The organism is Streptomyces sp. NPDC003697, assembly GCF_053587115.1.
This window is the reverse complement of the sequence record NZ_JBSFNN010000003.1, coordinates 134,171-160,698: the sequence shown is the minus strand read 5'-3', so window position 1 is coordinate 160,698 and position 26,528 is coordinate 134,171. Positions and strand designations below refer to the sequence as shown.

At 72.7% G+C, this 26,528-nt stretch carries 20 protein-coding genes; 15 read left to right on the top strand and 5 right to left on the bottom strand.

From position 1 onward, the window contains the following. Positions 1-160: 160 nt before the first annotated feature. Positions 161-1,072, bottom strand: a complete 912-nt coding sequence (locus tag ACWDNY_RS02330; protein WP_451643807.1) for a carbohydrate kinase family protein — start codon at positions 1,070-1,072, stop codon at positions 161-163. 233 nt (positions 1,073-1,305) lie between these two features. Here ACWDNY_RS02330 and ACWDNY_RS02325 point away from each other — a divergent pair, with 233 nt between their 5' ends. After that, positions 1,306-1,731: a Rieske (2Fe-2S) protein gene (locus tag ACWDNY_RS02325; RefSeq protein WP_451643806.1), complete on the top strand. Its 426-nt coding sequence runs from the start codon at positions 1,306-1,308 to the stop codon at positions 1,729-1,731. Positions 1,732-1,850: 119 nt separating this feature from the next. Here the strand turns inward: ACWDNY_RS02325 and ACWDNY_RS02320 are convergent, their stop codons facing one another. After that, positions 1,851-2,798: a hypothetical protein gene (locus tag ACWDNY_RS02320; protein ID WP_451643805.1), complete on the bottom strand. Its 948-nt coding sequence runs from the start codon at positions 2,796-2,798 to the stop codon at positions 1,851-1,853. A 365-nt stretch (positions 2,799-3,163) separates the two neighbouring features. Between ACWDNY_RS02320 and uvrC the strand changes: the two genes are divergently transcribed. The 12 genes from uvrC (at position 3,164) to pgi (ending at position 19,583) form a co-directional block, all read left to right on the top strand. After that, positions 3,164-5,275 carry an excinuclease ABC subunit UvrC gene (gene uvrC / locus ACWDNY_RS02315; RefSeq protein WP_451643804.1) on the top strand — a complete coding sequence of 704 codons (2,112 nt, stop codon included), beginning with the start codon at positions 3,164-3,166 and terminating at the stop codon, positions 5,273-5,275. Next, the gene (gene rapZ, locus ACWDNY_RS02310; RefSeq protein WP_451643803.1) at positions 5,272-6,324 is read left to right on the top strand and encodes an RNase adapter RapZ; all 1,053 of its coding nucleotides are present in this window, start codon (positions 5,272-5,274) and stop codon (positions 6,322-6,324) included. The genes uvrC and rapZ overlap by 4 nt, the downstream gene beginning before the upstream one ends. Beyond that, entirely contained in the window at positions 6,321-7,415 is a 1,095-nt protein-coding gene (locus tag ACWDNY_RS02305; protein ID WP_451643802.1) for a gluconeogenesis factor YvcK family protein, read from the top strand. Before rapZ ends, ACWDNY_RS02305 begins: the two co-directional genes overlap by 4 nt. Then, positions 7,406-8,395: a DNA-binding protein WhiA gene (gene whiA / locus ACWDNY_RS02300; protein WP_361499187.1), complete on the top strand. Its 990-nt coding sequence runs from the start codon at positions 7,406-7,408 to the stop codon at positions 8,393-8,395. The genes ACWDNY_RS02305 and whiA overlap by 10 nt, the downstream gene beginning before the upstream one ends. Before the next feature lie 687 nt (positions 8,396-9,082). After that, positions 9,083-12,037: a M14 family zinc carboxypeptidase gene (locus ACWDNY_RS02295; RefSeq protein ID WP_451643801.1), complete on the top strand. Its 2,955-nt coding sequence runs from the start codon at positions 9,083-9,085 to the stop codon at positions 12,035-12,037. A 316-nt stretch (positions 12,038-12,353) separates the two neighbouring features. Continuing rightward, on the top strand, positions 12,354-13,361 hold the full coding sequence (gap, locus tag ACWDNY_RS02290; protein ID WP_451643800.1) for a type I glyceraldehyde-3-phosphate dehydrogenase: 1,008 nt from the start codon (positions 12,354-12,356) through the stop codon (positions 13,359-13,361). 129 nt (positions 13,362-13,490) lie between these two features. After that, complete coding sequence (locus ACWDNY_RS02285) at positions 13,491-14,702, top strand: phosphoglycerate kinase (protein ID WP_451643811.1); 1,212 nt, start codon at positions 13,491-13,493, stop codon at positions 14,700-14,702. A gap of 5 nt (positions 14,703-14,707) precedes the next feature. Further along, on the top strand, positions 14,708-15,484 hold the full coding sequence (tpiA, locus tag ACWDNY_RS02280; RefSeq protein WP_451643799.1) for a triose-phosphate isomerase: 777 nt from the start codon (positions 14,708-14,710) through the stop codon (positions 15,482-15,484). A 112-nt stretch (positions 15,485-15,596) separates the two neighbouring features. Further along, on the top strand, positions 15,597-15,833 hold the full coding sequence (secG, locus tag ACWDNY_RS02275) for a preprotein translocase subunit SecG (RefSeq protein WP_451643798.1): 237 nt from the start codon (positions 15,597-15,599) through the stop codon (positions 15,831-15,833). 207 nt (positions 15,834-16,040) lie between these two features. Then, positions 16,041-16,376, top strand: a complete 336-nt coding sequence (locus ACWDNY_RS02270; RefSeq protein WP_003976875.1) for an RNA polymerase-binding protein RbpA — start codon at positions 16,041-16,043, stop codon at positions 16,374-16,376. Positions 16,377-16,595: 219 nt separating this feature from the next. Continuing rightward, positions 16,596-17,864, top strand: a complete 1,269-nt coding sequence (locus tag ACWDNY_RS02265) for an MFS transporter (protein ID WP_451643797.1) — start codon at positions 16,596-16,598, stop codon at positions 17,862-17,864. Positions 17,865-17,927: 63 nt separating this feature from the next. Continuing rightward, positions 17,928-19,583 (top strand): glucose-6-phosphate isomerase, encoded by a 1,656-nt coding sequence (gene pgi / locus ACWDNY_RS02260; RefSeq protein WP_451643796.1) that lies wholly within the window; start codon positions 17,928-17,930, stop codon positions 19,581-19,583. Positions 19,584-19,653: 70 nt separating this feature from the next. Here the strand turns inward: pgi and ACWDNY_RS02255 are convergent, their stop codons facing one another. The 3 genes from ACWDNY_RS02255 to ACWDNY_RS02245 are packed head-to-tail and all read right to left on the bottom strand — an operon-like array spanning position 19,654 to position 23,249. After that, entirely contained in the window at positions 19,654-21,936 is a 2,283-nt protein-coding gene (locus ACWDNY_RS02255) for an FtsX-like permease family protein (RefSeq protein WP_451643795.1), read from the bottom strand. A gap of 51 nt (positions 21,937-21,987) precedes the next feature. Beyond that, a complete protein-coding gene (locus ACWDNY_RS02250) occupies positions 21,988-22,737 on the bottom strand; it encodes an ABC transporter ATP-binding protein (protein WP_451643794.1) in 750 nt (249 codons plus the stop codon). Then, positions 22,734-23,249, bottom strand: coding sequence for a PadR family transcriptional regulator (locus ACWDNY_RS02245; protein ID WP_451643793.1), 516 nt, complete (start codon positions 23,247-23,249; stop codon positions 22,734-22,736). The genes ACWDNY_RS02250 and ACWDNY_RS02245 overlap by 4 nt, the downstream gene beginning before the upstream one ends. A 124-nt stretch (positions 23,250-23,373) precedes the next feature. On the opposite strand from ACWDNY_RS02245, the gene ACWDNY_RS02240 reads away from it, so the two are divergent. Together ACWDNY_RS02240 and ACWDNY_RS02235 are read left to right on the top strand one after the other, a co-directional pair. Further along, the gene (locus ACWDNY_RS02240; RefSeq protein ID WP_451643792.1) at positions 23,374-24,648 is read left to right on the top strand and encodes an ABC transporter substrate-binding protein; all 1,275 of its coding nucleotides are present in this window, start codon (positions 23,374-23,376) and stop codon (positions 24,646-24,648) included. 151 nt (positions 24,649-24,799) lie between these two features. Further along, a complete protein-coding gene (locus tag ACWDNY_RS02235) occupies positions 24,800-26,503 on the top strand; it encodes a glycoside hydrolase family 13 protein (RefSeq protein ID WP_451643791.1) in 1,704 nt (567 codons plus the stop codon). The last annotated feature ends 25 nt before the right edge of the window (positions 26,504-26,528 follow it).

Genomic DNA, 26,528 nt, shown 5'->3' with positions numbered 1-26,528 from the left:
GACACTCTTTCCGTACACGAGGGTCTTCCGTTCTGCCGTGCCGGCCGGGTCGGCCTCGGCGTCGTAGCGCTCGAAGGCGGGCAGCGTCCAGTGCCGCGGGAATCGACCCGCGGGGGCGCCGCGCGCGTCACCCTCGCTCACCGCGCACCGTGCTGCCCGCCTACGGCTCGCCCACCTCGCGGGCGTACGGCGGCTCCGCGCCCGCCCGCGAGCACGTGACGGCCGCCGCGCGCGCGGCGAAACGCAGCAGACGAGTCCAGCCGGGGGCGCCGAGAGCCGCGAGTCCCGCGGGGGAGAGGGCGTCGTGTGCCGCAAGCCCGTGCAGCAGGGCCGCGTTGACCGTGTCGCCCGCGCCGATGGTGTCCACGACGTCGACCTTCTCGCCGGGGACGGAGTGCTCCGCGCCGTCCCGGGTGAAGGCCGTGAGCCCGTCGCCGCCGTGGGTGACCACCACCGCCGAGGGACCGGCGGCCAGCCACTCGCGGGGACTGCCGCCGAGCCACCGTGCGTCCTCCACGGACAGCTTCAGCAGCGACACCGACGGCAGCCAGCTCCTGAAACGCGCCCGGTAGGCGTCCGCGTCGGGGATCAGTCCGGAGCGGATGTTGGGGTCGAGTGCGGTGAACACGCCCCGGGCCGCAGCCGTCCGCATCAGCTCCTCGTAGGCGCTCGCGCCCGGCTCCAGGACGAGCGAGCACGTGCCGAAGGACACCGCGCGGGTGTCGGCGGGCAGACCGGCGGGGGCGGTGAACAGGCGGTCGGCGGTGCCGTCCACGTAGAACGAGTACGCGGCCGAGCCGTCGGCGCCGACGGTGGCGACGGCCAGCGTGGTCGGCTCGTCGCCGCGCTGCACACCGGAGACGTCCACCCCGGCCCGCCGCAGTCCGTCGAGGAGGGCTTCGCCGAAGGCGTCGGTCGAGGTGCGAGAGCAGAACGCGGTGGCCGAGCCGAGGCGCCCGAGGGCGACGGCCGTGTTGTACGGACCGCCGCCGAGCGCCGGCTTGAGCTGTGCGAGGGCCCCCGTGCCCTGCGGCACCAGGTCGATCAGGGCCTCACCGGCGACGACGATCACGAGTCGGTTCCTTTCGGCGGTTGCCGGGCCACGTCCGCCATCGTCGCCATCGCGTTCGGCTCCCCGGATCGCCCCTGCCGCCCCGCGTGCCCGTCGCCGGGGACGGTATCCGATCGGGCGCCGGACGTAAACGCTCGCGCAGTCGCTCGCGTCCCCACGGGGCCCCGTCGCCGGCCGTCCCGAACGGGTGGGTATCGTCGCGGTGCACAGCCCCCGGACCAGTGGAGATCCTCATGCCCGGCCGTCCCTCAGCGAGCCGCCGTACCGTCCTGCGCGGGGCGGCCCTCACGCCCGTGGCGGGACTGGGGCTCGCCGCCTGTGCGGCGGGCGGCGGCGGGTCGGCCTCCGCGGTACCGACGGCCCCCGTCCGGCTCGGCGCCGAGAGCGAGGTCGCCAAGGGCGGCGCCAAGCTCTACCGGGAGCACAACGTGGTGGTCAGCCGCGACACGAGCGGTGCCCTGAGGGCGTTCAGCAGCATCTGCACGCACGCCGGCTGTGCCATCGACAAGCTGCAGGGGACGACCCTCCTCTGCCCCTGCCACGGGAGTCGGTTCGACGCCACGACGGGCGAGGTGACGCAGTCCCCGGCCACCGAGGCACTGCGGGAGCTGCCGGTCCGCGCCGACAACGGCTCGATCGTGGCCGGTCCGGGCGCCTGACGGGGGCGGCCGGCCCGCCGCGGGCACCGGCGCCCACCGCGCACCGGGCCGCGCCACTCCGGCGCCGAGCCGCCGCGCCGTCTCCGCCCGCTCCCGTCCGCTCTCCGCTCGCAGCCGGGTCACTCCCAGTCCCAGCCGATGCCCACGATCCCCGACCGCACGCGCGGCTCGACCAGGTGGACGGAGCGGTGCCGTTCGCTGACCGCCAGGTCCTGGCGGCCGCTGCGCGGGGCCGCCGCCGAGTGCTGCGCGAAGCGGTGGCAGCGCAGGGGCAGGCCACCGGCGTCGAACCGCACCTGGAGGGCGTACTGCCCGCCCGCCGAGCCGAACCCGCGGATGTACTCGCGGGACACTCCCGCCGTGCCGTCCTCGACGCCGTAGCGGAAGAGGAAGGTGTCGCCGGCTCGCAGCCGGGTGTCGAAGAGGAGTTCGGCCACGAACACGCCCGTGTCGTGGTGCCAGCGGGTACGCCCGGCGCGGCAGTTCTCCAGGGCGTGCACGCGCATCCGCTCCGGCACGCAGCCCGGGTCACCGTGGTGGACGGCGAGGAAGCGGTCCACGCCGTGCCGGTGGGCGCGCACGATGTGCTGCGAGTCCCGTCCGGCGAGTTCCCGGCGCGCCCCGATGCGCACGCGCTCGTGGTGCCCGAGGGTGTGCAGTCCGCCGTCGAGCGGCGAGTCCAGCTCGGCCAGCAGCCGTTCCAGGACGTCCGAGGCCTCGACGAGGGAACGGTAGGAGCGGGCCTCGGGGCGGCGGGCGGCCGAGCGGTCCTCGGTGTCGGCGAGCAGCCGGATCAGCGACTCCTCCGGCAGGTGCAGTATCTCCTCCAGGGCGCGGACCGCCCGCAGCGACTCGGGGCGCTGCGGACGGCGGGCGCCCTGCTGCCAGTAGCTCAGGCTGGTGACGCCGACCCTGACCCCGTAGCGCGACAGGTGGTGCTGCACGCGCTGCAGCGGCAGTCCGCGGGCGGCGATGGCGGCGCGCAGTGCGACGTGGAAGGGGCCGCCTCGCAGGGCCGTGTCCAGTTCGGCGGTGGTGGCGTCCGCCTGCTGTGTGGCGTGCGGCATGCAGCGGCCTTTCTGTGAAGGTGTCACAACGGCTGGTCAGACCGTTCACGCGGGCGCCGGAGCCCGGGTCGGCGCGGAAACGGGGCTTTCCCACCTGCGCACGCCGTCGTATCAGGCCCCGAGTTCCCCGCATTGAAGCGTGTTGACCAGGTCCCGACAACACCTGTGACCCGGCGGCCGTGCCCTCCTGGCCGAGTCGGCACCCTGGTTCCGGCCGCAGGGCTTCCCTGGCGGCGGGCGGCAGGTCACCGTTCACCCTCCGCATCGGCGCACGTACGCGGTCCGCCGGGGCGCGCCTGCGGGCCGGGCGCGGCGTTGTCCACAGGCCCGTCGCGTTGTCACCTCGCGCCAGTAGGGTGTGAAACATGGCCGACCCCTCCAGCTACCGCCCCCAGCCGGGACAGATCCCGGACTCTCCCGGGGTGTACAGGTTCCGCGACGAGCACCGCCGGGTGATCTACGTCGGGAAGGCGAAGAGCCTGCGCCAGCGCCTGGCGAACTACTTCCAGGACCTGGCGAACCTCCACCCGCGGACCCGCTCGATGGTCACCACGGCCGCGTCCGTGGAATGGACCGTGGTGTCCACGGAGGTCGAGGCGCTGCAGCTGGAGTACTCCTGGATCAAGGAGTTCGACCCCCGGTTCAACGTCAAGTACCGCGACGACAAGAGCTACCCGTACCTCGCGGTGACGATGAACGAGGAGTTCCCGCGCGTGCAGGTGATGCGCGGCCACAAGAAGAAGGGTGTGCGGTACTTCGGGCCGTACGCGCATGCCTGGGCCATCCGCGACACCGTGGACCTGCTGCTGCGGGTCTTCCCGGTGCGGACCTGCTCGGCAGGTGTCTTCAGGAACGCCGCGCGCACCGGCCGCCCCTGCCTGCTCGGCTACATCGGCAAGTGCTCCGCGCCCTGCGTCGGGCGGATCTCCGCCGAGGACCACCGGGAACTGGCCGAGGAGTTCTGCGACTTCATGGCCGGCCGCACGGGCACGTACCTGCGCCGCCTGGAGATGCGGATGACGACGGCGGCCGAGGAGATGGAGTACGAGCGGGCCGCCCGCCTGCGCGACGACATGGAGGCCCTGAAGAAGGCCATGGAGAAGAACGCGGTCGTGCTCGCCGACGCGACCGACGCCGACCTCGTCGCCCTCGCCGAGGACGAGCTGGAGGCGGCCGTGCAGATCTTCCACGTCCGGGGCGGACGGGTGCGCGGCCAGCGCGGCTGGGTCACCGACAAGGTCGAGGAGGTCACCACCGGAGCCCTGGTCGAGCACGCCCTGCAGCAGCTGTACGGCGAGGAGACGGGGGACGCCGTGCCCAGGGAGGTCCTCGTCCCGGCCCTGCCCGATCCCGTGGAGCCGGTCCAGCAGTGGCTCACCGACCGCCGCGGGTCCAACGTCTCGCTGCGCATACCGCAGCGCGGCGACAAGAGGGCCCTCATGGAGACGGTGCAGCGCAACGCGCAGCAGGCGCTCGCGCTGCACAAGACCAGGCGCGCCTCCGACCTGACCACCCGTTCCCGGGCGCTGGAGGAGATCGCCGGGGCCCTCGACCTGGACAGCGCCCCGCTGAGGATCGAGTGCTACGACATCTCCCACCTCCAGGGCGACGACGTCGTGGCCTCCATGGTCGTCTTCGAGGACGGCCTGCAGCGCAAGAGCGAGTACCGCCGCTTCCAGATCAAGGGCTTCGAGGGGCAGGACGACGTCCGCTCCATGCACGAGGTCATCACCCGCCGGTTCCGGCGCTACCTCGCGGAGAAGGAGAGGACCGGCGAGTGGACCGAGGACCAGGACGTGCCCACGGAGGGCCAGGACGCCCCGGTCGGCGGCCAGGGCTCCATGGTCAACGGCTCCGCGGCCGCCCTCACCGAGGAGGACGGCCGGCCGAAGCGGTTCGCGTACCCGCCGCAGCTGGTCGTCGTCGACGGCGGGCAGCCGCAGGTCGCCGCCGCCCGCAGGGCCCTGGACGAGCTGGGCATCGACGACATCGTCGTGTGCGGCCTGGCCAAGCGGCTGGAGGAGGTCTGGGTGCCCGGCGAGGACGACCCCGTGATCCTGCCGCGCACCAGTGAGGGCCTGTACCTGCTGCAGCGCATCCGTGACGAGGCCCACCGCTTCGCGATCACCTACCAGCGCACCAAGCGGACCAAGCGTCTGCGGTCCAGCCCCCTGGACGACGTCCCCGGCCTCGGCGAGACGCGCAAACAGGCCCTCATCAAGCATTTCGGCTCGGTGAAGAAGCTGCGATCCGCGACAATCGACCAGATCCGCGAGGTTCCGGGTATAGGCCGCAAGACGGCCGAGACGGTTGCCGTCGCCCTCGCCCAGGCGGCCCCGGCCGCGCCGGCCGTGAACACGGCGACTGGAGAGATCATGGAAGACATGGACGACGCGGTGCCCGGGACGACGGCGGGCCCCGCGGGGGAGCCCGGGACCACGGGTGCCCCGGACGAACGACGGGGGCAGGAGACATGACCGAGCACGGCGAGCGGCCGACACCGGATCGAGATCGGGCGCTCAGGGAAACGCACGGCGAAACGGGAGAGGATGACGTCCGGCAGGACACGCCCCGGGGCGCCCCCGGGGGCTCTGCGCAGGACACCCCTCACGACAACGGAGCACAGGTGAGTACGGGCATCGACACCGTCGGGTTCCCCGAGGCGGCCATCCCCGAGCTGGTGATCATCTCCGGCATGTCGGGCGCGGGCCGGTCGACGGCGGCCAAGTGTCTGGAGGACCTCGGCTGGTTCGTCGTCGACAACCTCCCGCCGGCGCTGATCCCCACCATGGTGGAGCTCGGCGCCCGCTCGCAGGGCAACGTGGCGCGGATCGCGGTCGTGGTCGACGTGCGGGGCCGCCGCTTCTTCGACAATCTGCGCGAGTCCCTCGCGGACCTGGACACCCGTGGGGTCACGCGGCGGATCGTCTTCCTGGAGTCCTCCGACGAGGCCCTGGTACGTCGCTTCGAGTCGGTGCGCCGTCCGCACCCCCTGCAGGGCGACGGCCGCATCGTCGACGGCATCGCCGCCGAACGGGAGCTGCTGCGCGAGCTGCGGGGCGACGCCGACCTGGTGATCGACACCTCCAGCCTCAACGTGCACGAACTGCGCGCCAAGATGGACGCCCAGTTCGCCGGCGAGGAGGAGCCCGAGCTGCGGGCCACCGTGATGTCCTTCGGCTTCAAGTACGGCCTCCCGGTCGACGCCGACCTGGTGGCGGACATGCGCTTCCTGCCCAATCCGCACTGGGTCCCGGAGCTGCGGCCGTTCACCGGCCTGAACGAGGAGGTCGCCGGCTACGTCTTCAACCAGCCAGGCGCCAAGGAGTTCCTCGACCGCTACGCGGAGCTGCTGCGGCTCGTGGCGGCCGGATACCGGCGCGAGGGCAAGCGCTACGTGACCATCGCCATCGGCTGCACGGGCGGCAAGCACCGCTCGGTGGCCATGTCGGAGAAGCTCGCCGCGCGGCTCGCGGCCGAGGGAGTGGAGACCGTGGTCGTACACCGGGACATGGGGCGCGAGTGACCGGACGTACTCCACGGCTGGGCAGGCTGCGCCGGACCGTGCCCGAGGGCCGCTCCGGCCGCCCGGCGTCCGAAGGGCGCGCCGGCCGCCCCGCCGAGGCCCGCGGTGGCAGGCCGCGCCGGCGTGGCGCCCAGCCCAAGGTGGTCGCCCTCGGAGGCGGAATGGGCCTGTCCGCCTCGCTGGCGGCCCTGCGGCGGATCACCGGCGACCTCACCGCCGTCGTCACCGTGGCCGACGACGGCGGCTCCAGTGGGCGCCTGCGCGACGAGCTGGGCGTGCTGCCGCCCGGCGACCTGCGCAAGGCGCTGGCCGCGCTGTGCGGCGACGACGACTGGGGCCAGACCTGGGCCCGCGTCATCCAGCACCGCTTCACCTCCCAGGGCGACCTGCACGACCACGCGGTCGGCAACCTGCTGATCGTGGCGCTCTGGGAGCAGCTCGGCGACCACGTCAAGGCCCTGGACCTGGTCGGCAAGCTGCTCGGCGCGCACGGCCGGGTGCTGCCGATGTCCGCCGTGCCCCTGGAACTCCAGGCACTGGTCAAGGGCCACGCCCCGGAGCGGCCGGACGACGTCGACACCGTCCGCGGCCAGGCGACCGTCGCGCTGACCCGGGGCGAGGTCCAGTCCGTGCACCTGGTGCCGAACGACCCGCCGGCCGTCCCGGAGGCCGTCGAGGCGGTCCTGGACGCGGACTGGGTGGTGCTCGGCCCCGGTTCCTGGTTCTCCTCGGTCATCCCGCACCTGCTGGTCCCCGAACTCCTGGACGCCCTGACGACGACGAAGGCGCGCCGGGTGCTCTCGCTGAACCTCGCACCGCAGCCGGGAGAAACCGCGGGGTTCTCCCCGCAGCGTCATGTGGAGGTTTTGGGACGACACGCCCCTAAACTCGCCCTGGACGTGGTGCTGGCCGACGAGGCCGCCGCGCCCGACCGCGAGGTCCTCGCCGAGGCCGCCAAGCGGTTCGGCGCCGCGGTCGAGCTGGCGCCGGTGGCCAGGGGCGACGGAACTCCCCGGCACGACCCGGAGCTGTTGGCCGCCGCGTACGACCGTATTTTTCGGATGCATGGAAGGATCGGCCCATGGCGATGACGGCAGCGGTGAAGGATGAGATCTCCCGGCTCCCCGTCACCCGGACCTGCTGCAGGAAGGCGGAGGTCTCCGCCATTCTGCGGTTCGCCGGCGGCCTCCATCTGGTGAGCGGGCGCATCGTGATCGAGGCGGAGCTGGACACCGCGATGGCGGCCCGCCGCCTCAAGCGGGACATCCTGGAGATCTTCGGTCACAGCTCCGAGCTGATCGTGATGGCGCCCGGCGGACTGCGCCGCGGCTCGCGCTACGTCGTGCGCGTCGTCGCCGGCGGCGACCAGCTGGCCCGTCAGACCGGCCTGGTCGACGGCCGGGGACGCCCGATCCGCGGCCTGCCGCCGCAGGTGGTCTCGGGGGCCACCTGCGACGCCGAGGCCGCCTGGCGCGGGGCCTTCCTGGCGCACGGCTCGCTCACCGAGCCCGGGCGTTCGTCCTCGCTCGAGGTGACCTGCCCGGGGCCGGAGGCCGCACTCGCCCTGGTCGGCGCCGCCCGCCGGCTGTCGATCGCCGCCAAGGCCCGCGAGGTGCGCGGTGTGGACCGGGTCGTCGTCCGCGACGGGGACGCCATCGGGGCGCTGCTGACCCGCCTGGGCGCCCACGAGTCGGTGCTGGCCTGGGAGGAGCGGCGGATGCGCCGCGAGGTCCGGGCCACGGCGAACCGTCTGGCCAACTTCGACGACGCCAACCTGCGCCGCTCGGCGCGCGCCGCCGTCGCCGCCGGTGCCCGCGTCCAGCGGGCCCTGGAGATCCTCGGTGACGACGTGCCCGAGCACCTCGCGGCCGCGGGGCGGCTGCGCATGGAGCACAAGCAGGCCTCCCTCGAGGAACTGGGCGCACTCGCCGACCCGCCGCTGACCAAGGACGCCGTCGCCGGGCGTATCCGCCGCCTGCTGGCGATGGCCGACAAGCGCGCCGCCGACCTGGGTGTTCCGGGCACGGAGGCCAACCTCAGCGAGGAACTCGCCGACAACCTCGCCGGCTGACACGTCCTCGGCGTCCGCCGTACGCACGCCAGGCGCACGGACGGATGCCCACACTGACGGACGGAAGCCGCCCGTACGGGCACTGGCCACGCGCACGGAGGGCAGCCGCGGGCACTGGCCACGGACACGACTGAGGCCGCCCGCACGGACCGAGGCCGCCCGGCACGGACGGAAGCCGCCCGCACGGGCGCCGCTCACGCACTGACGCCGGTCACGCGCACCGACGCGAGCCGCCCGGCGGGCACGGCCGGCCCCCGCACGGGTGTGACCGTCCGGGCGGACGCGGGCTGGGTGCCCGCCGATCCGACCGCGGCACGGCTGCGGCGGGCGCCCCGTCGCGCTGACCCATCCGCACGGACGTGAGCCGCTCGCCCCGACTCCGGCCCACCCCGCGAGCCGGCCGCGCGGAGGCACCCCCGGCGTGCCGGACCACGCCGGCGCGCGTGAGCTCCTCGTCCGCCGGCGGGTGCGGCAGGGCCGCCGCCGCACCGCCCGGCGTACGGAACTCCTCCCGGACCCACGGTCCCGCCGCAGGTCCCGTCGGCCTCCACCCGCCGGTGCCGACACCCCTTCCACGGTCTTCGGGCACCGGCGTCCTCCTGTCCTGAAGCGTCCTTGACCCCGTCCGGGACCGACACGAGCCTGGCAACCATTCGTCACTGTGGCGGACCACCGTTAGGGGGGGTCATGAGACACAGAGCGAGATCGATCCTCGCTGTCGGCACGCTCCTGCTCGGCGGAGCGAGCCTCGCACCCATCGCCCAGGCGCAGAGCGGAAGTCCCGGCCGGCCGGACCCGGACGAGGTCAGGGTCTTCCGTGCCGATGTCACCGCACGGCAGTTACCCCTGCTGCTGAAGGCCGGTCAGGACGGCCACGAACTCGGCGAGCGGGTGACCGGCACGGGCCGCACCACCGTCGAGGTCCAGCTCACCGAGGCCCAGGCCGAGAGGCTCGGACGACAGGGCGTCCACCTCACCGAGCGGGCGTTGTCGGCCGCCGCCAGGCGGCGGGTGGAGGTCGCCTCCCAGGGCGTCTTCCGCCCCTACAGCGGCAAGGGCGGGCTGAAGGAGGAGATCCTCGCGGCCGCCCGGTCCCACCCGGGCCTGGCCAAGGTCGTCTCGATCGGCCGGACCGTGCGCGGCCAGGACATCCTCGCGCTCAAACTGACCCGCAACGCGAGGACGTCCCGGGACGGCTCCAAGCCCGCCGTGCTGTACATGTCCAACCAGCACGCCCGCGAGTGGATCACTCCGGAGATGACCCGGCGGCTGATGCACCACTACCTGGACAACTACCCCACCGACCGGCGGATCAGAGGGATCGTCGACTCGACCGAGCTGTGGTTCGTCCTCTCGGCCAACCCCGACGGCTACGACTACACCTTCAAGGACGCCGGCACCCGCCTGTGGCGCAAGAACCTGCGCGACGTCAACGGCGACGGCGTCATCTCCACCGGCGACGGCGTGGACCTCAACCGCAACTTCGCCTACAAGTGGGGGTACGACGACGAGGGTTCGTCCCCCAACCCCACCAGCCAGACCTACCGCGGCGCGGCCCCGGCCTCCGAACCGGAGACCCGGGCGCTGGACCGGTTCGAGAAGCGCATCGGCTTCACGTACGGCATCAACTACCACTCCGCCGCGGAACTCCTCCTCTACGGTGTCGGCTGGCAGGTGGCGACCCCGACCCCGGACGACGTCCTCTACCGGGCGCTCGCCGGCACCCCGGACAAGCCGGCGATCCCGGGTTACCGCTCGCAGGTCTCCTCGGAGCTGTACACCACCAACGGCGAGGCGGACGGCCACGCGGCGAACGTCAACGGCATGGGGATGTTCACCCCCGAGATGTCGACCTGTCAGACCGCATCCGACGCCGACCCGGACGACGAATGGAGGGCGGCCGACTGCCGCTCGGTCTTCACCTTCCCCGACGACGAGAAGCTGATCGAGCAGGAATTCGAGAAGAACGTCCCGTTCGCGCTCTCCGTCGCCGAGACGGCCTCCCACCCCGACCGGCCATCCTCCCCGGTCGGCCTGACCGCCCCGGACTTCACCCCGGCGGCCTTCCCCGTGTCGTACGCCGGCGGCGCCGGCCAGCAGGTCTCGGCCGTCGTCCGCAAGTCCGTGCGCGACAAGAGGCTCGGCTACCGCGTCAACGGCGGACGCACCCGCACGGCGGCGCTCAGGCCGTGGCAGGGCGGCGAGACCTACGGCGGTGAGGACGACCTGTACTTCGACGAGTACCGGGCCACGGTCCGCGGCGCCGTCCCGGGGGACAGGGTCGAGGTGTGGTTCACGGGCCGGTCCGCCGGCGGCAGGAAGGTGGCCGGCGGGCACTTCACCTACCGCGTGGCCCGGCTGCCGGGGGCGGACACTCTCGTGGTCGCCGAGGAGGACACGGCCGCGAAGCAGGCGCGGACCTACGTGGACGCGCTGCGCGCCAACGGCCGCCGGGCCCTGGTGTGGGACGTCGCCACCCAGGGCGCGCCGGACGCGCTCGGCGTGCTGAAGCATTTCCGCACGGTCGTCCACTACTCCGGCGTCCGCGGCCCGGGCCAGGCCACTCAGCTCCAACTGCGCGCCTACCTCAACGAGGGCGGACGTCTGATCGAGGCCGGCGAGCGGGCCGGCGGCAGTGTGGATCTCGGCGGCGGCGCACTGTCGGACGACTTCAGTCAGTACTACCTGGGCGCGTACTCGCGCACCTCGACCTCCGGCGCCACCGGCTTCACCGGCTCCGCCGAGCTCGCGGGCTTCTCCGGCGCGCTCACCGGCGCGCCCGGCAACCCGCTGGACGAGGCGGGCACGTACGCGGTGACCTCCGAGGAGCTGCCGGTGGCGGCCTACCCGCAGTTCGCCAGCGCCGGTGCCGGCCGGTTCGCCGGCACCGTCAATCCCTACGGGCCCTACACGGGCTCCGGCATGGCCGCCGCGGTCCACACCGACGACGCCTACAAGCGCCTCACCCGGACGATCGACCTCTCCCATATGGGCGCGGCCGACCGGCCCGCGCTGCGCACCCGGCTGCTGTGGGACACCGAGCCGGGCTACGACCACGCCGTCGTGGAGATCCACACCGCCGGGGCCGACGACTGGACGACACTCCCGGACACGGCCAGCAGGAGCGGTACGGCCGTGCCCGAGGAGTGCGGGGGCGGGTTCCTCGTCGGGGAGCACCCGTGGCTCGCGCACTATCTGACGCTCACCGGCCCCGGCTGCACGGCGACCGGGACCAGCGGGTCCTGGCACAGCTTCACCGGGTCGTCGAACGGCTGGCAGCAGGTGGAGTTCGACCTGAGCGCCTACGCCGGAAGGACGGTCGAGGTCTCTCTCGCCTATGTCACCGACCCGGGCACCGGCGGGCGCGGTGTCCTCGCCGACGACGCCTCGCTGGTGACCGCCGGCGCGGTGCGGGAGACCGAGGGGTTCGAGACGTCCCTCGGCCCGTGGAAGGTGCCCGGGCCGCCCGCGGGCAGCCCCGCCGTCCTCAAGGACTGGGCCCGCTCCGGAACCCTCTTCCGCACCTACGGAGCGGTCACCACGGACCGGACCGTGCTGCTCGGTTTCGGCCTGGAGCACGTGCCCTCGGCGGCGGACCGGGCGGCTCTGACGAGGAGGGCGCTCCGGGCACTCGGCAGGTGAGCGGAGAGGCGCTCAGGGGCGCCCGGCGGGTGCGTCGACCACCGTGCCCAGGGCACTCGACAAGTGAGCCGAGGGGCTCACGAAAGAGTGACCAATGCGGGCATCACGCAACGACATAAGGCAGCCGATCGGAGTGATCCGGTCATCGCTCCCGTGGCGGTCCGTACCCCTACTGACGGGTACGGACCGTCGGGCCGGGTAGGCGGCGTCTCAATGTCACCCCGGGGGCCCCAGAGAGGTAGGGTCGGGGTTGGTCGGGGACATCCCATACAGCTCGCCGGCGTCGAAACCGGCGTACCAACGAGGAGATCGGTTCGTGACGATCCGCGTAGGCATCAACGGCTTTGGCCGCATCGGTCGTAACTACTTCCGCGCGCTGCTGGAGCAGGGTGCAGACATCGAGATCGTGGCTGTCAACGACCTGGGTGACACCGCGACCACCGCTCACCTGCTGAAGTACGACACCATCCTGGGCCGCCTCAAGCAGGAGGTCTCCCACACCGCCGACACGATCACCGTCGACGGCAGGACCATCAAGGTCCTCTCCGAGCGCAACCCCGCCGACATCCCGTGGGGCGAGCTGGGCGTCGACGTCGTCATCGAGTCCACCGGCATCTTCACCAAGAAGGAAGACGCCGAGAAGCACATCGCGGGCGGCGCCAAGAAGGTCATCATCTCGGCTCCCGCCAAGAACGAGGACGTCACCATCGTGATGGGCGTCAACCAGGACACGTACGACCCGGCGAACCACCACGTCATCTCCAACGCCTCCTGCACCACCAACTGCGTGGCGCCGATGGCGAAGGTCCTCGACGAGAACTTCGGCATCGTCAAGGGCCTGATGACGACGGTGCACGCCTACACCAACGACCAGCGCATCCTGGACTTCCCGCACAAGGACCTGCGCCGCGCCCGGGCCGCCGCCGAGAACATCATCCCGACCACCACGGGCGCCGCCAAGGCCACCGCGCTCGTGCTGCCGCAGCTCAAGGGCAAGCTGGACGGCATGGCCATGCGCGTCCCGGTCCCGACCGGCTCGGTCACCGACCTCGTCATCGAGCTCAGCCGCGAGGTCACCAAGGAGGAGGTCAACGCCGCCTTCCAGAAGGCCGCCGAGGGCGAGCTGAAGGGCATCCTCGAGTACACCGAGGACCCGATCGTCTCCTCCGACATCGTCCACGCCCCGGCGTCCTGCACCTTCGACTCCTCCCTGACCATGGTTCAGGAGGGCAAGAACGTGAAGGTCATCGGCTGGTACGACAACGAGTGGGGCTACTCCAACCGTCTCGTCGACCTGACGGTGTTCGTCGGCAACCAGCTCTGATCGCCGTAGCAGGCACCGCCATGTGAGAGCAGGGCTCGGGCAGCGCGAACTTGCTGTCCGGGCCCTGACTCGCGTATGGATCGACCAGCCCTCCGCACGATCAAGAGCCCCGACCAGGAGTCCTCCCAGATGAAGACGATCGACGAACTTCTCTCCGAAGGCGTGGACGGCAAGCGCGTGTTCGTCCGCGCCGACCTCAACGTCCCGCTGGCCGACGGCGTCATCAGCGACGACGGCCGCATCCGCGCCGTGCTGCCCACCGTCAGGGCCCTCGCCGAGGCGGGTGCCAAGGTGGTCGTCGCCTCCCACCTGGGCCGTCCCAAGGGCGCCCCGGACCCCGCCTTCTCGCTGCGGCCCGCCGCCGAGCGGCTCGGTGAACTCCTCGGCGCCCCCGTGGCGTTCGCCGAGGACACCGTCGGCCCCGCCGCGCACGCCGCCGTCGACGGCCTCCGGCCCGGCCAGGTCGCCGTCCTGGAGAACCTGCGCTTCAACGCCGGCGAGACGTCCAAGGACGACGCCGAGCGCGGCGAGTTCGCGGACCGACTTGCCGCCCTCGCCGACGCGTACGTGGGTGACGGCTTCGGCGCGGTGCACCGCAAGCACGCCTCCGTGTACGACCTGCCGGCCCGGCTGCCGCACTTCGCCGGCTACCTCATCGTCACCGAGGTCGGCGTCCTGAAGAAGCTCACCGAGGACGTCGAGCGGCCCTACGTCGTCGCGCTGGGCGGCGCCAAGGTCTCCGACAAGCTCGCCGTCATCGACCGGCTGCTCGGCAAGGCCGACCGCCTTCTCATCGGCGGTGGCATGGCCTACACCTTCCTCAAGGCCAAGGGCTACGAGGTCGGCATCTCCCTGCTGCAGGAGGACCAGGTCCCGACCGTCGCCGAGTACATGGAGCGCGCCGAGAAGAACGGCGTCGAGCTGCTGCTCCCGGTCGACGTCGTGGCCTCCACCGAGTTCCCGGACCTCAGGACCAAGGCCCCCACCCGGCACGTCGTGGTCGACGCGGACAAGATCCCGGCCGACCACGAGGGCCTCGACATCGGCCCGAGGACGCGCGAACTGTTCGCGTCCAAGATCGCCGACGCCGCGACCGTCTTCTGGAACGGTCCGATGGGCGTCTTCGAGCACCCCGACTACGCCGAGGGCACCAGGGCCGTCGCACAGGCCCTCGTCGACTCGAACGGCTTCACCGTCGTCGGTGGCGGCGACTCCGCCGCGGCCGTCCGTACGCTGGGCTTCGACGAGTCGGCATTCGGCCACATCTCGACCGGAGGCGGCGCCTCCCTCGAATACCTCGAGGGCAAGACGCTCCCCGGCCTCGCCGCACTGGAGGACTGAACCTGATGAGCACGCGCATGCCGCTGATGGCGGGCAACTGGAAGATGAACCTCAACCACCTCGAGGCCATCGCCCACGTCCAGAAGCTCGCCTTCGCCCTTGCCGACAAGGACTACGAGGCCGTCGAGGTCGCCGTCCTGCCGCCCTTCACCGCCCTGCGCTCCGTGCAGACCCTGGTCGACGGCGACGACCTGCGGATCAAGTACGGCGCACAGGACGTCTCGCAGCACGACGCCGGTGCCTACACCGGCGAGATCTCCGGCCCCATGCTGGCCAAGCTGAAGTGCACCTACGTGGTCGTCGGCCACTCCGAGCGCCGCCGGTACCACCACGAGACCGACGAGCTCGTCAACGCCAAGGTCAAGGCCGCCCGCAAGCACGGTCTGACCCCGATCCTGTGCGTCGGCGAGGAGCTGGAGGTCCGTGAGGCCGGCCGGCACGTCGCCCACACCCTCGGCCAGGTCGAGACCGGCCTGAAGGACCTCCCGGCCGAGCAGGTCGAGTCGGTCGTGATCGCCTACGAGCCCGTCTGGGCCATCGGCACCGGCAGGGTCTGCGGTGCCGAGGACGCGCAGGAGGTCTGCGCCGCCATCCGCGGCAAGGTCGCCGAGCTGTACTCGCAGGACGTGGCCGACAAGGTCCGCATCCAGTACGGCGGGTCCGTGAAGTCGGGCAACGTCGCCGAGATCATGGCCCAGGCCGACATCGACGGTGCCCTGGTCGGCGGTGCCTCGCTGGACGTGGAGGAGTTCGTCAAGATCGTCCGCTTCCGCGAGCAGTGAGCCCCTCGGTGAGTAGGCCGTAGCGGCGATCCGTCGTACTCTTGCGGGGCATGGCAGGCGTCCGTCCGCCATGCCCCGTCGTCCATCCGAATCCGAGGAAGTTGGTCCAGCCGTGGTTTTGGGGTTCTCGATCGCCCTGATCGTCTTCAGCCTGCTGCTGATGCTGCTGGTGCTGATGCACAAGGGGAAGGGTGGCGGCCTCTCCGACATGTTCGGTGGCGGCATGCAGTCGTCCGTCGGCGGCTCCTCGGTCGCCGAGCGCAACCTCGACCGGATCACCGTGGTGATCGGTCTGCTGTGGCTCGCCTGCATCATCGTGCTCGGCATCCTGATGAAGGCGAACAACTGACGTCGGCGAGAACCGTACATTCCGCTGATAAGGCCCCATGTTCGGACCGCGCCCGTGAGCGCGGCCTATCATGGGGCTTGCGTCTGGATGTGGGGGCCGGTAACTCCAATCACTGGACGCGCGTTGGGCCTTACGTAGACTGAGGCGCTCGCAGCGAAGCGGAACGCCGACTCGCTTCGCGGCACCATGACGCAGGGAGTTACGACCGTGGCAAGTGGCAACGCGATCCGAGGAAGCCGGGTCGGGGCGGGGCCGATGGGCGAGGCCGAGCGCGGCGAGTCCGCGCCGCGTCTGCGCATCTCCTTCTGGTGCTCCAACGGGCACGAGACACAGCCCAGCTTCGCCAGCGACGCGCAGGTACCCGAGACGTGGGACTGCCCGCGCTGCGGCTTCCCGGCCGGGCAGGACCGGGACAACCCGCCGGACCCGCCGCGCACCGAGCCGTACAAGACGCACCTCGCGTACGTACGGGAGCGGCGCAGCGACGCGGACGGCGAGGCGATCCTCGCCGAGGCGCTCGCCAAGTTGCGGGGCGAGATCTAGGCGGGGTCCGCCCGCCGGCCCTCCTGTGCCGCCCTGACGCGAACGGACCCGCGGATCACGCGTTGTCCGAGGTCCGACCTGCCGCCCTGCCGACTTGCCGATCTGCCGGCCGGCGCCCGGTCCGGCACGTCCCGCGCCCGGGCCGACGGCCGCCGCCGGCACCCGTTGTCAGTGGCGCCTCCTACGGTGTGTGCATCGGGCATCGTGAGGGGGAAGGCCGTGACGGGGACAGGGACGACACTGACCGGCGCGCCCGCGTGGCGCGGCGGCTTCGGGCGGCTGTGGAGTGCCGCAGTGCTGTCCAGCTTCGGTGACGCGCTGCGTGCGGCCGCGCTGCCGCTTCTCGCCGTCTCGGTGACGGACCGGCCCCTGCTCATCGCGTCGGTCACGGCCTGCGGCTACCTGCCCTGGATCGTCTTCGGCCTGCTCGGCGGCGCCGTCGCCGACCGGGTGGACCAGCGGCGCGCCATGTGGACGGTCGACGTGGTGCGGGGCCTGCTGGTGGGCGGGTTCGCCGTGGCCGTCGCCCTCGGACACGTCTCGATCGGCCTGCTCGTCGCACTGGCCTTCGCCCTGACCACCCTGCAGACGCTGTTCGACAACGCGGCCACCGCTCTGCTGCCCGGGCTGGTGGACCGTGCGGCACTCGGCAGCGCCAACGCCCGCCTGATGACCGGTCAGCGCGTCGCCGGCGGACTGCTGGGCGGCCCGGCCGTGCCGCTGCTGCTCGTGGTCGGTGCCGCCGCCCCCTTCGCGGCCGACGCCCTGACGTTCCTGGTGGCCGCCGCTCTCGTGGCCTCCCTGCGCGGCGTCGCCCCGCGGCGCAGGCCGGCACCCGCGGGCAGCACCCTGCGCCGGGAGATCGTCGAGGGCCTGCGCACGCTGGGACGCGACACGGCCCTGCGTGCCCTGTGCGGGGCGACCGCCCTGTGCAACGTCGGTATGGGCGCGCTCATCGCCACACTCGTCGTCCTGGTGACCGGATGGCTGGACGCGGGCACCGGGGGATACGCGGCGGCGACGACCGCGTACACGGTCGGCAGCCTGGCCGGGGGAGCGGTCAACCGCCGGATCACGGACCGGCTGGGCCGGGTACGGGCCGTCCTGCTGGCCGGAGCGGTGCAGATCGCCGCCCTGACCGTGATGGGCACGGTGCGGAGCCTCGCCGTGCTCGTGGCCGCTCTCGCCGTGTTCGGGTTCATGGGCATGGTGTGGAACGTCAACACGACGACGCTCATGCAGCAGCGCAGCCCCGCCGAGATGCTGGGCCGGGTCAGCGCCGCCTTCCGCACCCTCGCGGTCGCCGGAGCCCCCCTCGGCGCCCTGCTCGGCGGCGCCGTCGCGACGGCGTGGGGCCCGAACGCCCCGGCACTGCTCACCGCCGCCTTCTTCGTTCTGTCCGTCACCTCGTTGATACCCGTGCGCGAGCCGGACGTAGTCCTTGTTGCGCAGGACGACGAAGTGACGACCGCTCACGCCGACCGCTGACCGCCTGCCTCGGGGCGGCGGCGCAGGTCGCAGCGAGCACAGGGAGAAAGACAGAGGTCCGACATGAACGCAGACGGCCGTACCAGGCTCGACCACACACCCGAGTGGACCGCGCTGGCCAAGCACCGCGAGGAACTCGCCGGCATCCACCTGCGGGAGCTGTTCACGGCGGACCCGGACCGCGGCGCGCGGTACACGCTCCAGGTCGGCGACCTGTACATCGACTACTCCAAACACCTCGTCACCGACGACACACTGCGGCTGCTGCGCGAACTGGCGGAGGCGACCGGCGTGTCCGGGTTGCGCGACGCCATGTTCCGCGGCGAGAAGATCAACGTCACCGAGGACCGCGCCGTGCTGCACACCGCGCTGCGCGCCCCCCGGGACGCGGTGGTCGAGGTCGACGGCGAGAACGTGGTGCCGAGGGTGCACGCGGTGCTCGACCGGATGGCCGGCTTCGCGGATCGTGTGCGCGCGGGCGAGTGGACCGGCCACACCGGCAAGCGCATCCGAAACGTCGTCAACATCGGCATCGGCGGCTCCGACCTCGGGCCGGCGATGGCCCACGAGGTGCTGCGCCCCTGGACCGACCGTGACCTGACGGTCCGCTTCGTCTCCAACGTCGACGGCGCCGACCTGCACGAGGCCACCCGCGACCTCGACCCGGCCGAGACGCTGTTCGTCGTCGCCTCGAAGACGTTCACCACCATCGAGACCGTCACCAACGCCGGCGCGGCCCGCAACTGGCTGCTCGACGGGCTGGACGCGGGCCCGGAGGCCGTCGCCCGGCACTTCGTGGCCCTGTCGACCAACGCCGGCAAGGTCTCGGCGTTCGGCATCGACACGGCCAACATGTTCGAGTTCTGGGACTGGGTCGGGGGCCGGTACTCCTACGACTCGGCCATCGGCCTGTCGCTGATGATCGCCATCGGCCCGGACCGTTTCCGGGAGATGCTCGACGGCTTCCGCACCGTGGACGAGCACTTCCGGACCGCGCCCGCCGAGTCCAACGCGCCGCTGCTGCTGGGCCTGCTGGGCGTCTGGTACGGCAACTTCCACGACGCCCAGTCGCACGCCGTGCTGCCCTACAGCCACTATCTGTCGAAGTTCACCGCCTACCTCCAGCAGCTGGACATGGAGTCCAACGGCAAGTCGGTCACCCGGCTCGGGCAGCCCGTCGACTGGCAGACCGGACCGGTGGTGTGGGGCACGCCGGGCACCAACGGCCAGCACGCCTACTACCAGCTCATCCACCAGGGCACCCGGCTGGTCCCGGCGGACTTCATCGGCTTCGCCGCACCGGTGGCCGAGCTGAGCGGCGAACTCAGGGCCCAGCACGACCTGCTGATGGCCAACTTCTTCGCCCAGACGCAGGCCCTGGCCTTCGGCAGAACACCGGACGAGGTGCGCGGGGAAGGGGTGCCGGAGGAACTGGTGCCGCACAAGACCTTCCGGGGCAACCACCCGACGACGACGATCCTGGCGCGGGAGCTGACGCCGTCCGTGCTCGGCCAACTCGTCGCCCTCTACGAGCACAAGGTGTTCGCCCAGGGAGCGGTGTGGGACATCGACTCCTTCGACCAGTGGGGCGTGGAGCTCGGCAAGGTCCTCGCCCGGCGCGTCGAGCCCGCCCTGATCGAGGGCGCCGAGGTCGAAGGGCTGGACGCCTCCACGACGGCGCTGGTCGCCAGGTACCGGGAGCTGCGCGGCCGACGGTGACCGGCCCGGCGCGTCCGGGACGCGGCGCACCGGCGGCCCGGCTCCGCCGGTGCGCCGCCACGGCCTCCGGTCAGGCGACCGCGCTCAGGGTGTCCGCGAGCCTGCGGCGGGCCGCGCGGGCGGCGGGCAGGGCGGCGAGGACGGCGGCCCCCAGCACGGCGGCCGTCCCGAACAGCAGCAGGAGCAGCGGGGACGGGCTCCGGGCGATGCCGGCGCCGATGCCGCTGGAGCGGCCCTGGGCGTCGATCAGCCAGTGGGCCAGCGGCAGTCCCAGCGCGGTACCGGAGACGACCGCGACCAGGGCGGTGCAGCTCGTGGCGGTGACGGTGATCCCGGTGATCTGGCGCGGGGACAGCCCGACCGCCTTGAGCGCCAGCAGGTCCCGTTCGCCCTCGCGGACGGCGCCGCCGATCGCCGTCAGCAGCTCCAGCAGCCCGATCAGGGCCAGCACGCAGACCAGTCCGGCGACGACCGCCCGCAGTGAGGACAGCCCGTCGGCCGGGTTGGTCACGGCGTGCACGTCCACATGGCCGTGGCCGGCCGCGGACACGGCGGCGGCCACCCGCTCCGGATCGGCGCCCGGACGCAGGCGCAGCTGGTACATGCTGGGTGTCAGCCGCGGGTCGTTCTCGCGGAGCGTGTCCAGCGAGGTGGAGATGACCCGGCCGGCGTTCTCCGGCTCGATGCTGCGGCCCACGATGTGCAGGATCTGCGGCTGGTCGCCGACGGTCATCCGCACCCAGTCACCGACGCGCACGTCCAGCAGGTCCAGCAGCCCCTGCCCGGCCACCGCCTCGTCCGGGCCCCTGGCCGGGCGGCCCTCGGCGACGGTGAAGGGGTACGGATCCCGGCGCGTACCGAGACCGCGCAGGGCGATGGTGGCCGTCTGACCCGGGACCAGGGCGGCCACCTCGACGCCCTGGTGGACAGCGGTCACCCGTGGCTCGCGCTCCAGCAGGGCCCGCAGCTCCCGGTCGCCCAGCCCGCTGTCCGCGCGGACGGTGAGCGCCGCCGGCAGGCCCACCTGGTCCGGGCGGGCGTGGAACCGGTCCATGGTGGTCCACGCGCTCATCGCCACCACGATCAGCAGCAGGGGCAGAGCCAGCCGCCCCGCCGTGGCGAGCGTGCGCGGGCGGCGGGCGAACGCCTTGTGCCCGCCCAGCACCAGCGCGGGCGGCAGCCGCAGCCCGAGGGCCCGCCGCGCCACGCCCGTCAGCCGCCCGCCGGGCGGGGCCGACGGACGGGGCACCGGAACCGGGGGCACCCGACCCGCCCGCCAGGCGGCGAGCCCGGTGACCGCGCCGATGAACAGCACCGTGCCCGCCGGCACCGCGACCAGCGCCACGGTGTGCCCGGGCAGGCCCTGCCACACGCCGACCGCGTCGCCGAGCCGGCCGGGGACGCGGGTACCGAGCCACTGGCCGGCCGCCGCCGCGGCGACGGCGCCCAGCAGGGCGTAGGCGACGTGCTGGAGCAGGAAGATCCGGACCACCTGCCCCGGTGTGAAGCCGATCGCCTTCAGCACCGAGATGTCCCGCAGATGACCGCGGATCCGCGTGCCGATCGCGCCGTGCACGGCGAACCCGGCGGCGGCCAGCGCGCCCAGGCCGAACAGGCCCAGCACCTGGCCGAGCAGCCGGTCCCCGCCCTGCGCCTCGGCCCGCGCCTGCTGCCAGGTGGAGACCTCCCCGACCGCTCCCGCGCCGAGCACGGTGACCGCGCGCTGGACGGCGTAGTCGGTGTCGTCCGGGTCGGTCAGACGCAGCCCCGTCACCCGGCCGTCCGGGTCGCGCACCGCCGACGGCAGCGCCCACACCAGCCCCGGCTGCTCGCCGGGCCGGTAGCGGGGCTCGGCGCTGTCGGCGACACCCACCACGGTCAGTGTGCGGGAGGTGCCCGGCAGGGCGAGCGCGTCCCCGGGTTCGGCCAGCAAGGCCCGCGCGAGACGGCTCTCCAGGACCACCCCGTCGGGCTGCCCGGGCTCCAGCCAGTGGCCGGAGACCAGCAGCGGACGGCCCACGTCCGGCCGCCCGGGCAGGCCGCGCAGTTCGACCGCGGCACGGGTGCCGCGGGCGGAGACGGTCGCGGACTCGGTGGGGTAGGGGCCGGCGACGGAGGCGACGCCGTCCAGCGCGGTGAGGCGGCCGGTGTCGGCGGAGGGGGCGGTGTGCAGCCAGACGTGGGCGCCGCGGGACTGGGTGAACACGCGCTGCCAGGGGTTGGTCGCGTAGCCGAACAGCGCCGTGGCCAGCAGCAGCGAGGCGACGATGCCGGCGGTGGCCAGCACGAGGAACAGCGCCTCCCCGCGGTGGGTGCGCAGATCGGAGTGCGCCCAGCGCAACGTGGCTCGCACGCCCTCAGCTCCTCGGCCCGGACGCGCGCGTCAGGTGGTCGTACACCGCACTCAGTCCTTCAGCTCCAGTACGCCCGAGATGCCGGCCCCGCGCGACGGCGCGCCGTCCAGCTCCGCGTCGTCCACGATCCGGCCGTCGAAGAAGCTGATCACCCGGTCCGCAGCGCTCGCCAGCCGGGCGTCGTGGGTGACCAGGACAATGGTCTGGCCGCGCTGGTGGAAGCGCGTCAGCAGCCGCATCACCTCGCGGGTGCCCTTGCTGTCGAGGCTGCCGGCGGGCTCGTCGGCCAGCAGCAGCGGCGGGTGGTTGACCAGCGCCCGCGCCAGGGCGACCCGCTGCTGCTCGCCGCCGGACAACTCGCCCGGCATGCTCCGTTCCTTGCCCGTCAGTCCCAGCTCGGCCAGCAGTTCCTCACGCTCGGCGCGGGCCCGGCGGGGCGAGCGGCCGGCGAGCAGCGCGGGCAGCTCGACGTTGTCGGCGACCGACAGGTTGGAGACCAGGTTGAAGAACTGGAAGACGATGCCGATGCCGTTCCTGCGCTCCTCCGCCCAGCGCGCCTCGGAGTAGGAGTCCGTGCGGCGGCCGTCCAGCCGGATGCTGCCCGCGTCCGGGCGCTGCAGACCGCCGAGCAGGTGCAGCAGCGTCGACTTGCCGGCTCCGGAGGGGCCCGTGACCGCCACGAACTCGCCACGCCGCACGGCCAGGTCGACCCCGCGCACGGCATGCGCGGGCGCGCCCTCGCCGTGGTGGGTCTTCACCAGTCCCTCGGCCCGCAGCAGCACAGGGGGGCTGTCGCTCACTCCAGCTCCTCCAGTTCCTCCTGGCACCGCTCCAGCCAGTCGAGATCGGCCTGCAGGTGCAGCATCGCGCCCTCGATGAGCAGATGGGCGATTCGGTTGTCCCGGCTCTCGGCCGCGGCCAGCTTCGACAGGTCGCGCATGGTGTTGAGGTACTGACGCCGCTGCTTGTTGATGAGGGCGATCTGGTCGGCGAGGCCGGTCTGCGGGGCGAGGGCGAGCTTCATGAAGAACTCGTCCCGCACCCGCGGCTCGTCCGCCGTCTCCTCGTACCAGGCGCGCAGCGCCTCCCGCCCGGCGTCGGTGAGGCGGTAGATCTTCTTGTTGGGCCGGCCCGACTGCTCGACCTCCTCGCCCTCGATCAGTCCCGTCTTCTCGAGGCGGGAGAGGGTGACGTAGATCTGGCCGACGTTGGGCTGAGGGTACGCGGCACCCAGCAGTTGCTCAAGGTCCTGCTTCAGCTCGTAGCCGTGGGCCGGGCCGCGTGCGAGGAGAGCCAGCAGGGGCAGGCGCACTCGTGCTCTCCTCTTCGCATCCTGGGTAATGTGCCGCAGGCCCTAGTATCGCTGATACCTAACGGGTATACATGGCCTCTTACCCGGGCGAGGGTGCCCGGTGCCGGTGTACAGGGAGGAACCTATGCGGTGGATACACGCCGCCGGTAGGGGCCTCCTCGTCCTCGCCGTGGTCCTCACCGGATACGTCGCCTCCGGCGCCCGCGCCGACCAGCGCGGCGAGGGCGGCCGCGGCCCGCTCACCCTGGCCACGGCCGGCGACCTCACCGGCTACCTCGCCCCCCTGCTGGGAGGCTGGAACCGCGCCCACCCCGGCGAGCGGGTCACCCTCGTCGAGCTGCCGGACTCCGCCGACGAGACCTACGCGCAGATGACCACCGACCTGCGGGACGGCGACGGCGGCCGGTTCGACGTCCTCAACATCGACGTCAACTGGACCTCGGAGTTCGCGGCGGCCGGCTGGATCCGCCCGCTGCCGCGGGACCGCTTCCCGCTGGACACGTTCCTGCCCCCGGTCGTGGGCACGGCCACCTACGACGGGCGGCTGTACGCCGTTCCGTACGTCACCAACGCCGGGCTGCTGCTGTACCGCAAGGACGTCCTCGCAGAGGAGGGCGTCCCCCCGCCACGCACCTGGGCGGAGCTGGAGCGCGACGCGGCGACGATCGCGCCCCGGCACGGACTCGGCGGTTATGCGGGCCAGTTCCTGCCCTACGAGGGCCTGACCGTCAACGCGGCCGAGGCCGTGTACTCGGCGGGCGGCAGCGTCCTGGGCGACGAGGGCACCCGGGTGACCGTCGACTCCGCCGCGGCGCGCGAGGGCATCGGGTTCCTCGCCCGCGGCGTGCGCGAGGGCTGGATCCCGAAGGAGGCGCTCACGTACAAGGAGGAGGAGTCCAAGCAGGCCTTCCAGGACGGCCGGCTGCTCTTCCTGCGCAACTGGCCGTACGCGTACGCCGTGGCCTCCGCCCCGGGATCGAAGGTCGCCGGCAGGATCGGCGCCGTGCCGCTGCCGGGGCCCGACGGGCCGGGCACGAGCGTCCTGGGCGGATCGAACCTGGCCGTCACCACGCACGCGCGGCACCCCGAGTCCGCAGCGCGCCTGATCGCCTACCTGACCGGCGAGCGCGTCCAGCGCCAGGTGCTGACCCGCGGCGCCCTGCCGCCGGTGCGTGCCGCGCTCTACGAGGACCCCGAGCTGGTGCGGCGGTTCCCCTACCTGCCGACCCTGCGCACCGCCGTGCTCACGGCCGCTCCCCGTCCCAAGAGCCCGCACTACGACCAGGTGAGCCTGGTGGTGCAGGCGGTGGTGCACGACGCACTGACCGGACGTCAGACACCCGAGGCGGCCGTCCGGCGGCTGGCGCGCGAGCTGGCAGCCATCTCGCGCCGCGGCTGAACCGCTCACCCCTTCCTGCTTACCTGTTAGGTAACGCGCACATCTCAACTGCACGCAAACCGAACCGGTATGCCCCTTTTTAGGGGCGTTGGCGCGCCGACAGCATCGTGCACGTTCGTTGACACCCTCGTGACACCTCTACCTAACATGCATGCATAACAGCGCGCCCCGGTCGGGGCCGCCCGGCACGCACAGACAGGTCAACGGGGTGAGTCCCAAGCCCATACCCGCCCACCGCTGGTGGCGCGACGCGGTGATCTACCAGGTGTACGTCCGCAGCTTCCTGGACAGCACCGGCGACGGCATCGGCGATCTGGCCGGTGTCCGGGCCGGCCTGCCGTACCTGAAGAAGCTGGGCGTCGACGGGATCTGGCTGAGCCCCTTCTACCCCTCGCCGCAGCACGACCACGGCTACGACGTGGCCGACTACTGCGACGTCGACCCCACCTTCGGCGACCTCGCCGAGTTCGACCTGCTCGTGGCGACCGCCCGCCGACTCGGCGTCAGGGTGCTGCTGGACATCGTCCCCAACCACTGCTCCAGCGAGCACCCATGGTTCCGCGAGGCGCTCGCCTCCCCGCCCGGCAGCGCGGCCCGCGCCCGGTTCCACTTCGCCGACGGCCGCGGTCCTGGCGGCAGCGAGCCGCCCAACAACTGGCACGCCATGTTCGGCGGCCCGGCCTGGACCCGGATCACCGAGGCGGACGGCCGACCCGGCCAGTGGTACCTGCACATGTTCACGCCGGAGCAGCCCGACTGGAACTGGCGCACCCCCGAGGTCGCCGCCGAGTTCGACCGGGTGCTGCGGTTCTGGCTCGAGCGCGGGGTCGACGGCTTCCGCATCGACGTCGCGGCCGGCCTCTTCAAGCACCCCGCCCTGCCCGACTCCCCGGACCCCGAGGCCGACGCCCGCACCCGCGACTCGGTCAACCCGCTCGCCTGGAACCAGCCCGAGGTGCACGACGTGTGGCGGCACTGGCGGGCGGTGTGCGAGGAGTACACGGCACGCGACGGCCGCGAGCGCCTGCTGGTGGGCGAGGTGTCGGTGCCGACCGCCCGCGAGCACGCGCGCTACGTCCGTCCGGACGAACTCCACCAGGCGTTCTTCTTCGACCTGCTCAGCGCCCCCTGGGACGCCGACGCCTTCCGCAAGGTGATCTCCGAGGCCATGCAGGACATCGCCGGCACCGGGTCGACGGTCACCTGGGTCCTGAACAACCACGATCAGGTCCGTACCGTCACCCGCTACGGCGAAACGACCCCGGCGGGCAGCGGTCTGGGCGCCGCCCGGGCCCGCGCCGCCGCGCTGCTCATGCTGGCGCTGCCCGGGGCCGCGTACATCTACCAGGGCGAGGAACTGGGCCTGCCGGAGGTCGTCGACCTGCCCGACGACGTCCTCACCGACCCCATCTTCCGCCGCACGGGCAGCCGCGCCCGGATCCGCGACGGCTGCCGGGTGCCCCTGCCGTGGTCGGGGCAGGCCTCGCCGTTCGGCTTCACCTCCGGTGCCGGGGGCGCCAAACCGTGGCTGCCCCAGCCGGAGTGGTTCGCCGAGCACGCCACCGACCGCGCCCTCGCCGACACCCGCTCCTTCTGGCACCTGTACCGCGACGGCCTCCACCTGCGCGCCTCACTGCCGCAACTGGGCGAGGGCACGCTGCGGTGGCTGGACACCCCGCCCGGCGTCCTCGGCTTCGTCCGCGGCGACGGTCTCGTGTGCGCCGTCAACTTCGGTACGGCGCCCACTCCCGCGCCGGTCCCCGGCACCCCGCTGCTGGCCAGCGGCACCTGCCCGCCCGGCGTGCTCGCCGGGTCCACCGCCGCCTGGTGGATCACGGACGACAGCACGTCCTGATCAACCGTCAGTCACCAACCCGGTC

Excerpts from the sequence above, each read along its gene's own strand:
- ACWDNY_RS02325 (WP_451643806.1), top strand. The coding sequence starts at position 1,306 with ATGCCCGGCCGTCCCTCAGCGAGCCGCCGTACCGTCCTGCGCGGGGCG.
- ACWDNY_RS02320 (WP_451643805.1), bottom strand. The coding sequence starts at position 2,798 with ATGCCGCACGCCACACAGCAGGCGGACGCCACCACCGCCGAACTGGAC.
- uvrC (WP_451643804.1), top strand. The coding sequence starts at position 3,164 with ATGGCCGACCCCTCCAGCTACCGCCCCCAGCCGGGACAGATCCCGGAC.
- rapZ (WP_451643803.1), top strand. The coding sequence starts at position 5,272 with ATGACCGAGCACGGCGAGCGGCCGACACCGGATCGAGATCGGGCGCTC.
- whiA (WP_361499187.1), top strand. The coding sequence starts at position 7,406 with ATGGCGATGACGGCAGCGGTGAAGGATGAGATCTCCCGGCTCCCCGTC.
- ACWDNY_RS02295 (WP_451643801.1), top strand. The coding sequence starts at position 9,083 with ATGAGACACAGAGCGAGATCGATCCTCGCTGTCGGCACGCTCCTGCTC.
- ACWDNY_RS02285 (WP_451643811.1), top strand. The coding sequence starts at position 13,491 with ATGAAGACGATCGACGAACTTCTCTCCGAAGGCGTGGACGGCAAGCGC.
- tpiA (WP_451643799.1), top strand. The coding sequence starts at position 14,708 with ATGAGCACGCGCATGCCGCTGATGGCGGGCAACTGGAAGATGAACCTC.
- pgi (WP_451643796.1), top strand. The coding sequence starts at position 17,928 with ATGAACGCAGACGGCCGTACCAGGCTCGACCACACACCCGAGTGGACC.
- ACWDNY_RS02240 (WP_451643792.1), top strand. The coding sequence starts at position 23,374 with ATGCGGTGGATACACGCCGCCGGTAGGGGCCTCCTCGTCCTCGCCGTG.
- ACWDNY_RS02235 (WP_451643791.1), top strand. The coding sequence starts at position 24,800 with ATGCATAACAGCGCGCCCCGGTCGGGGCCGCCCGGCACGCACAGACAG.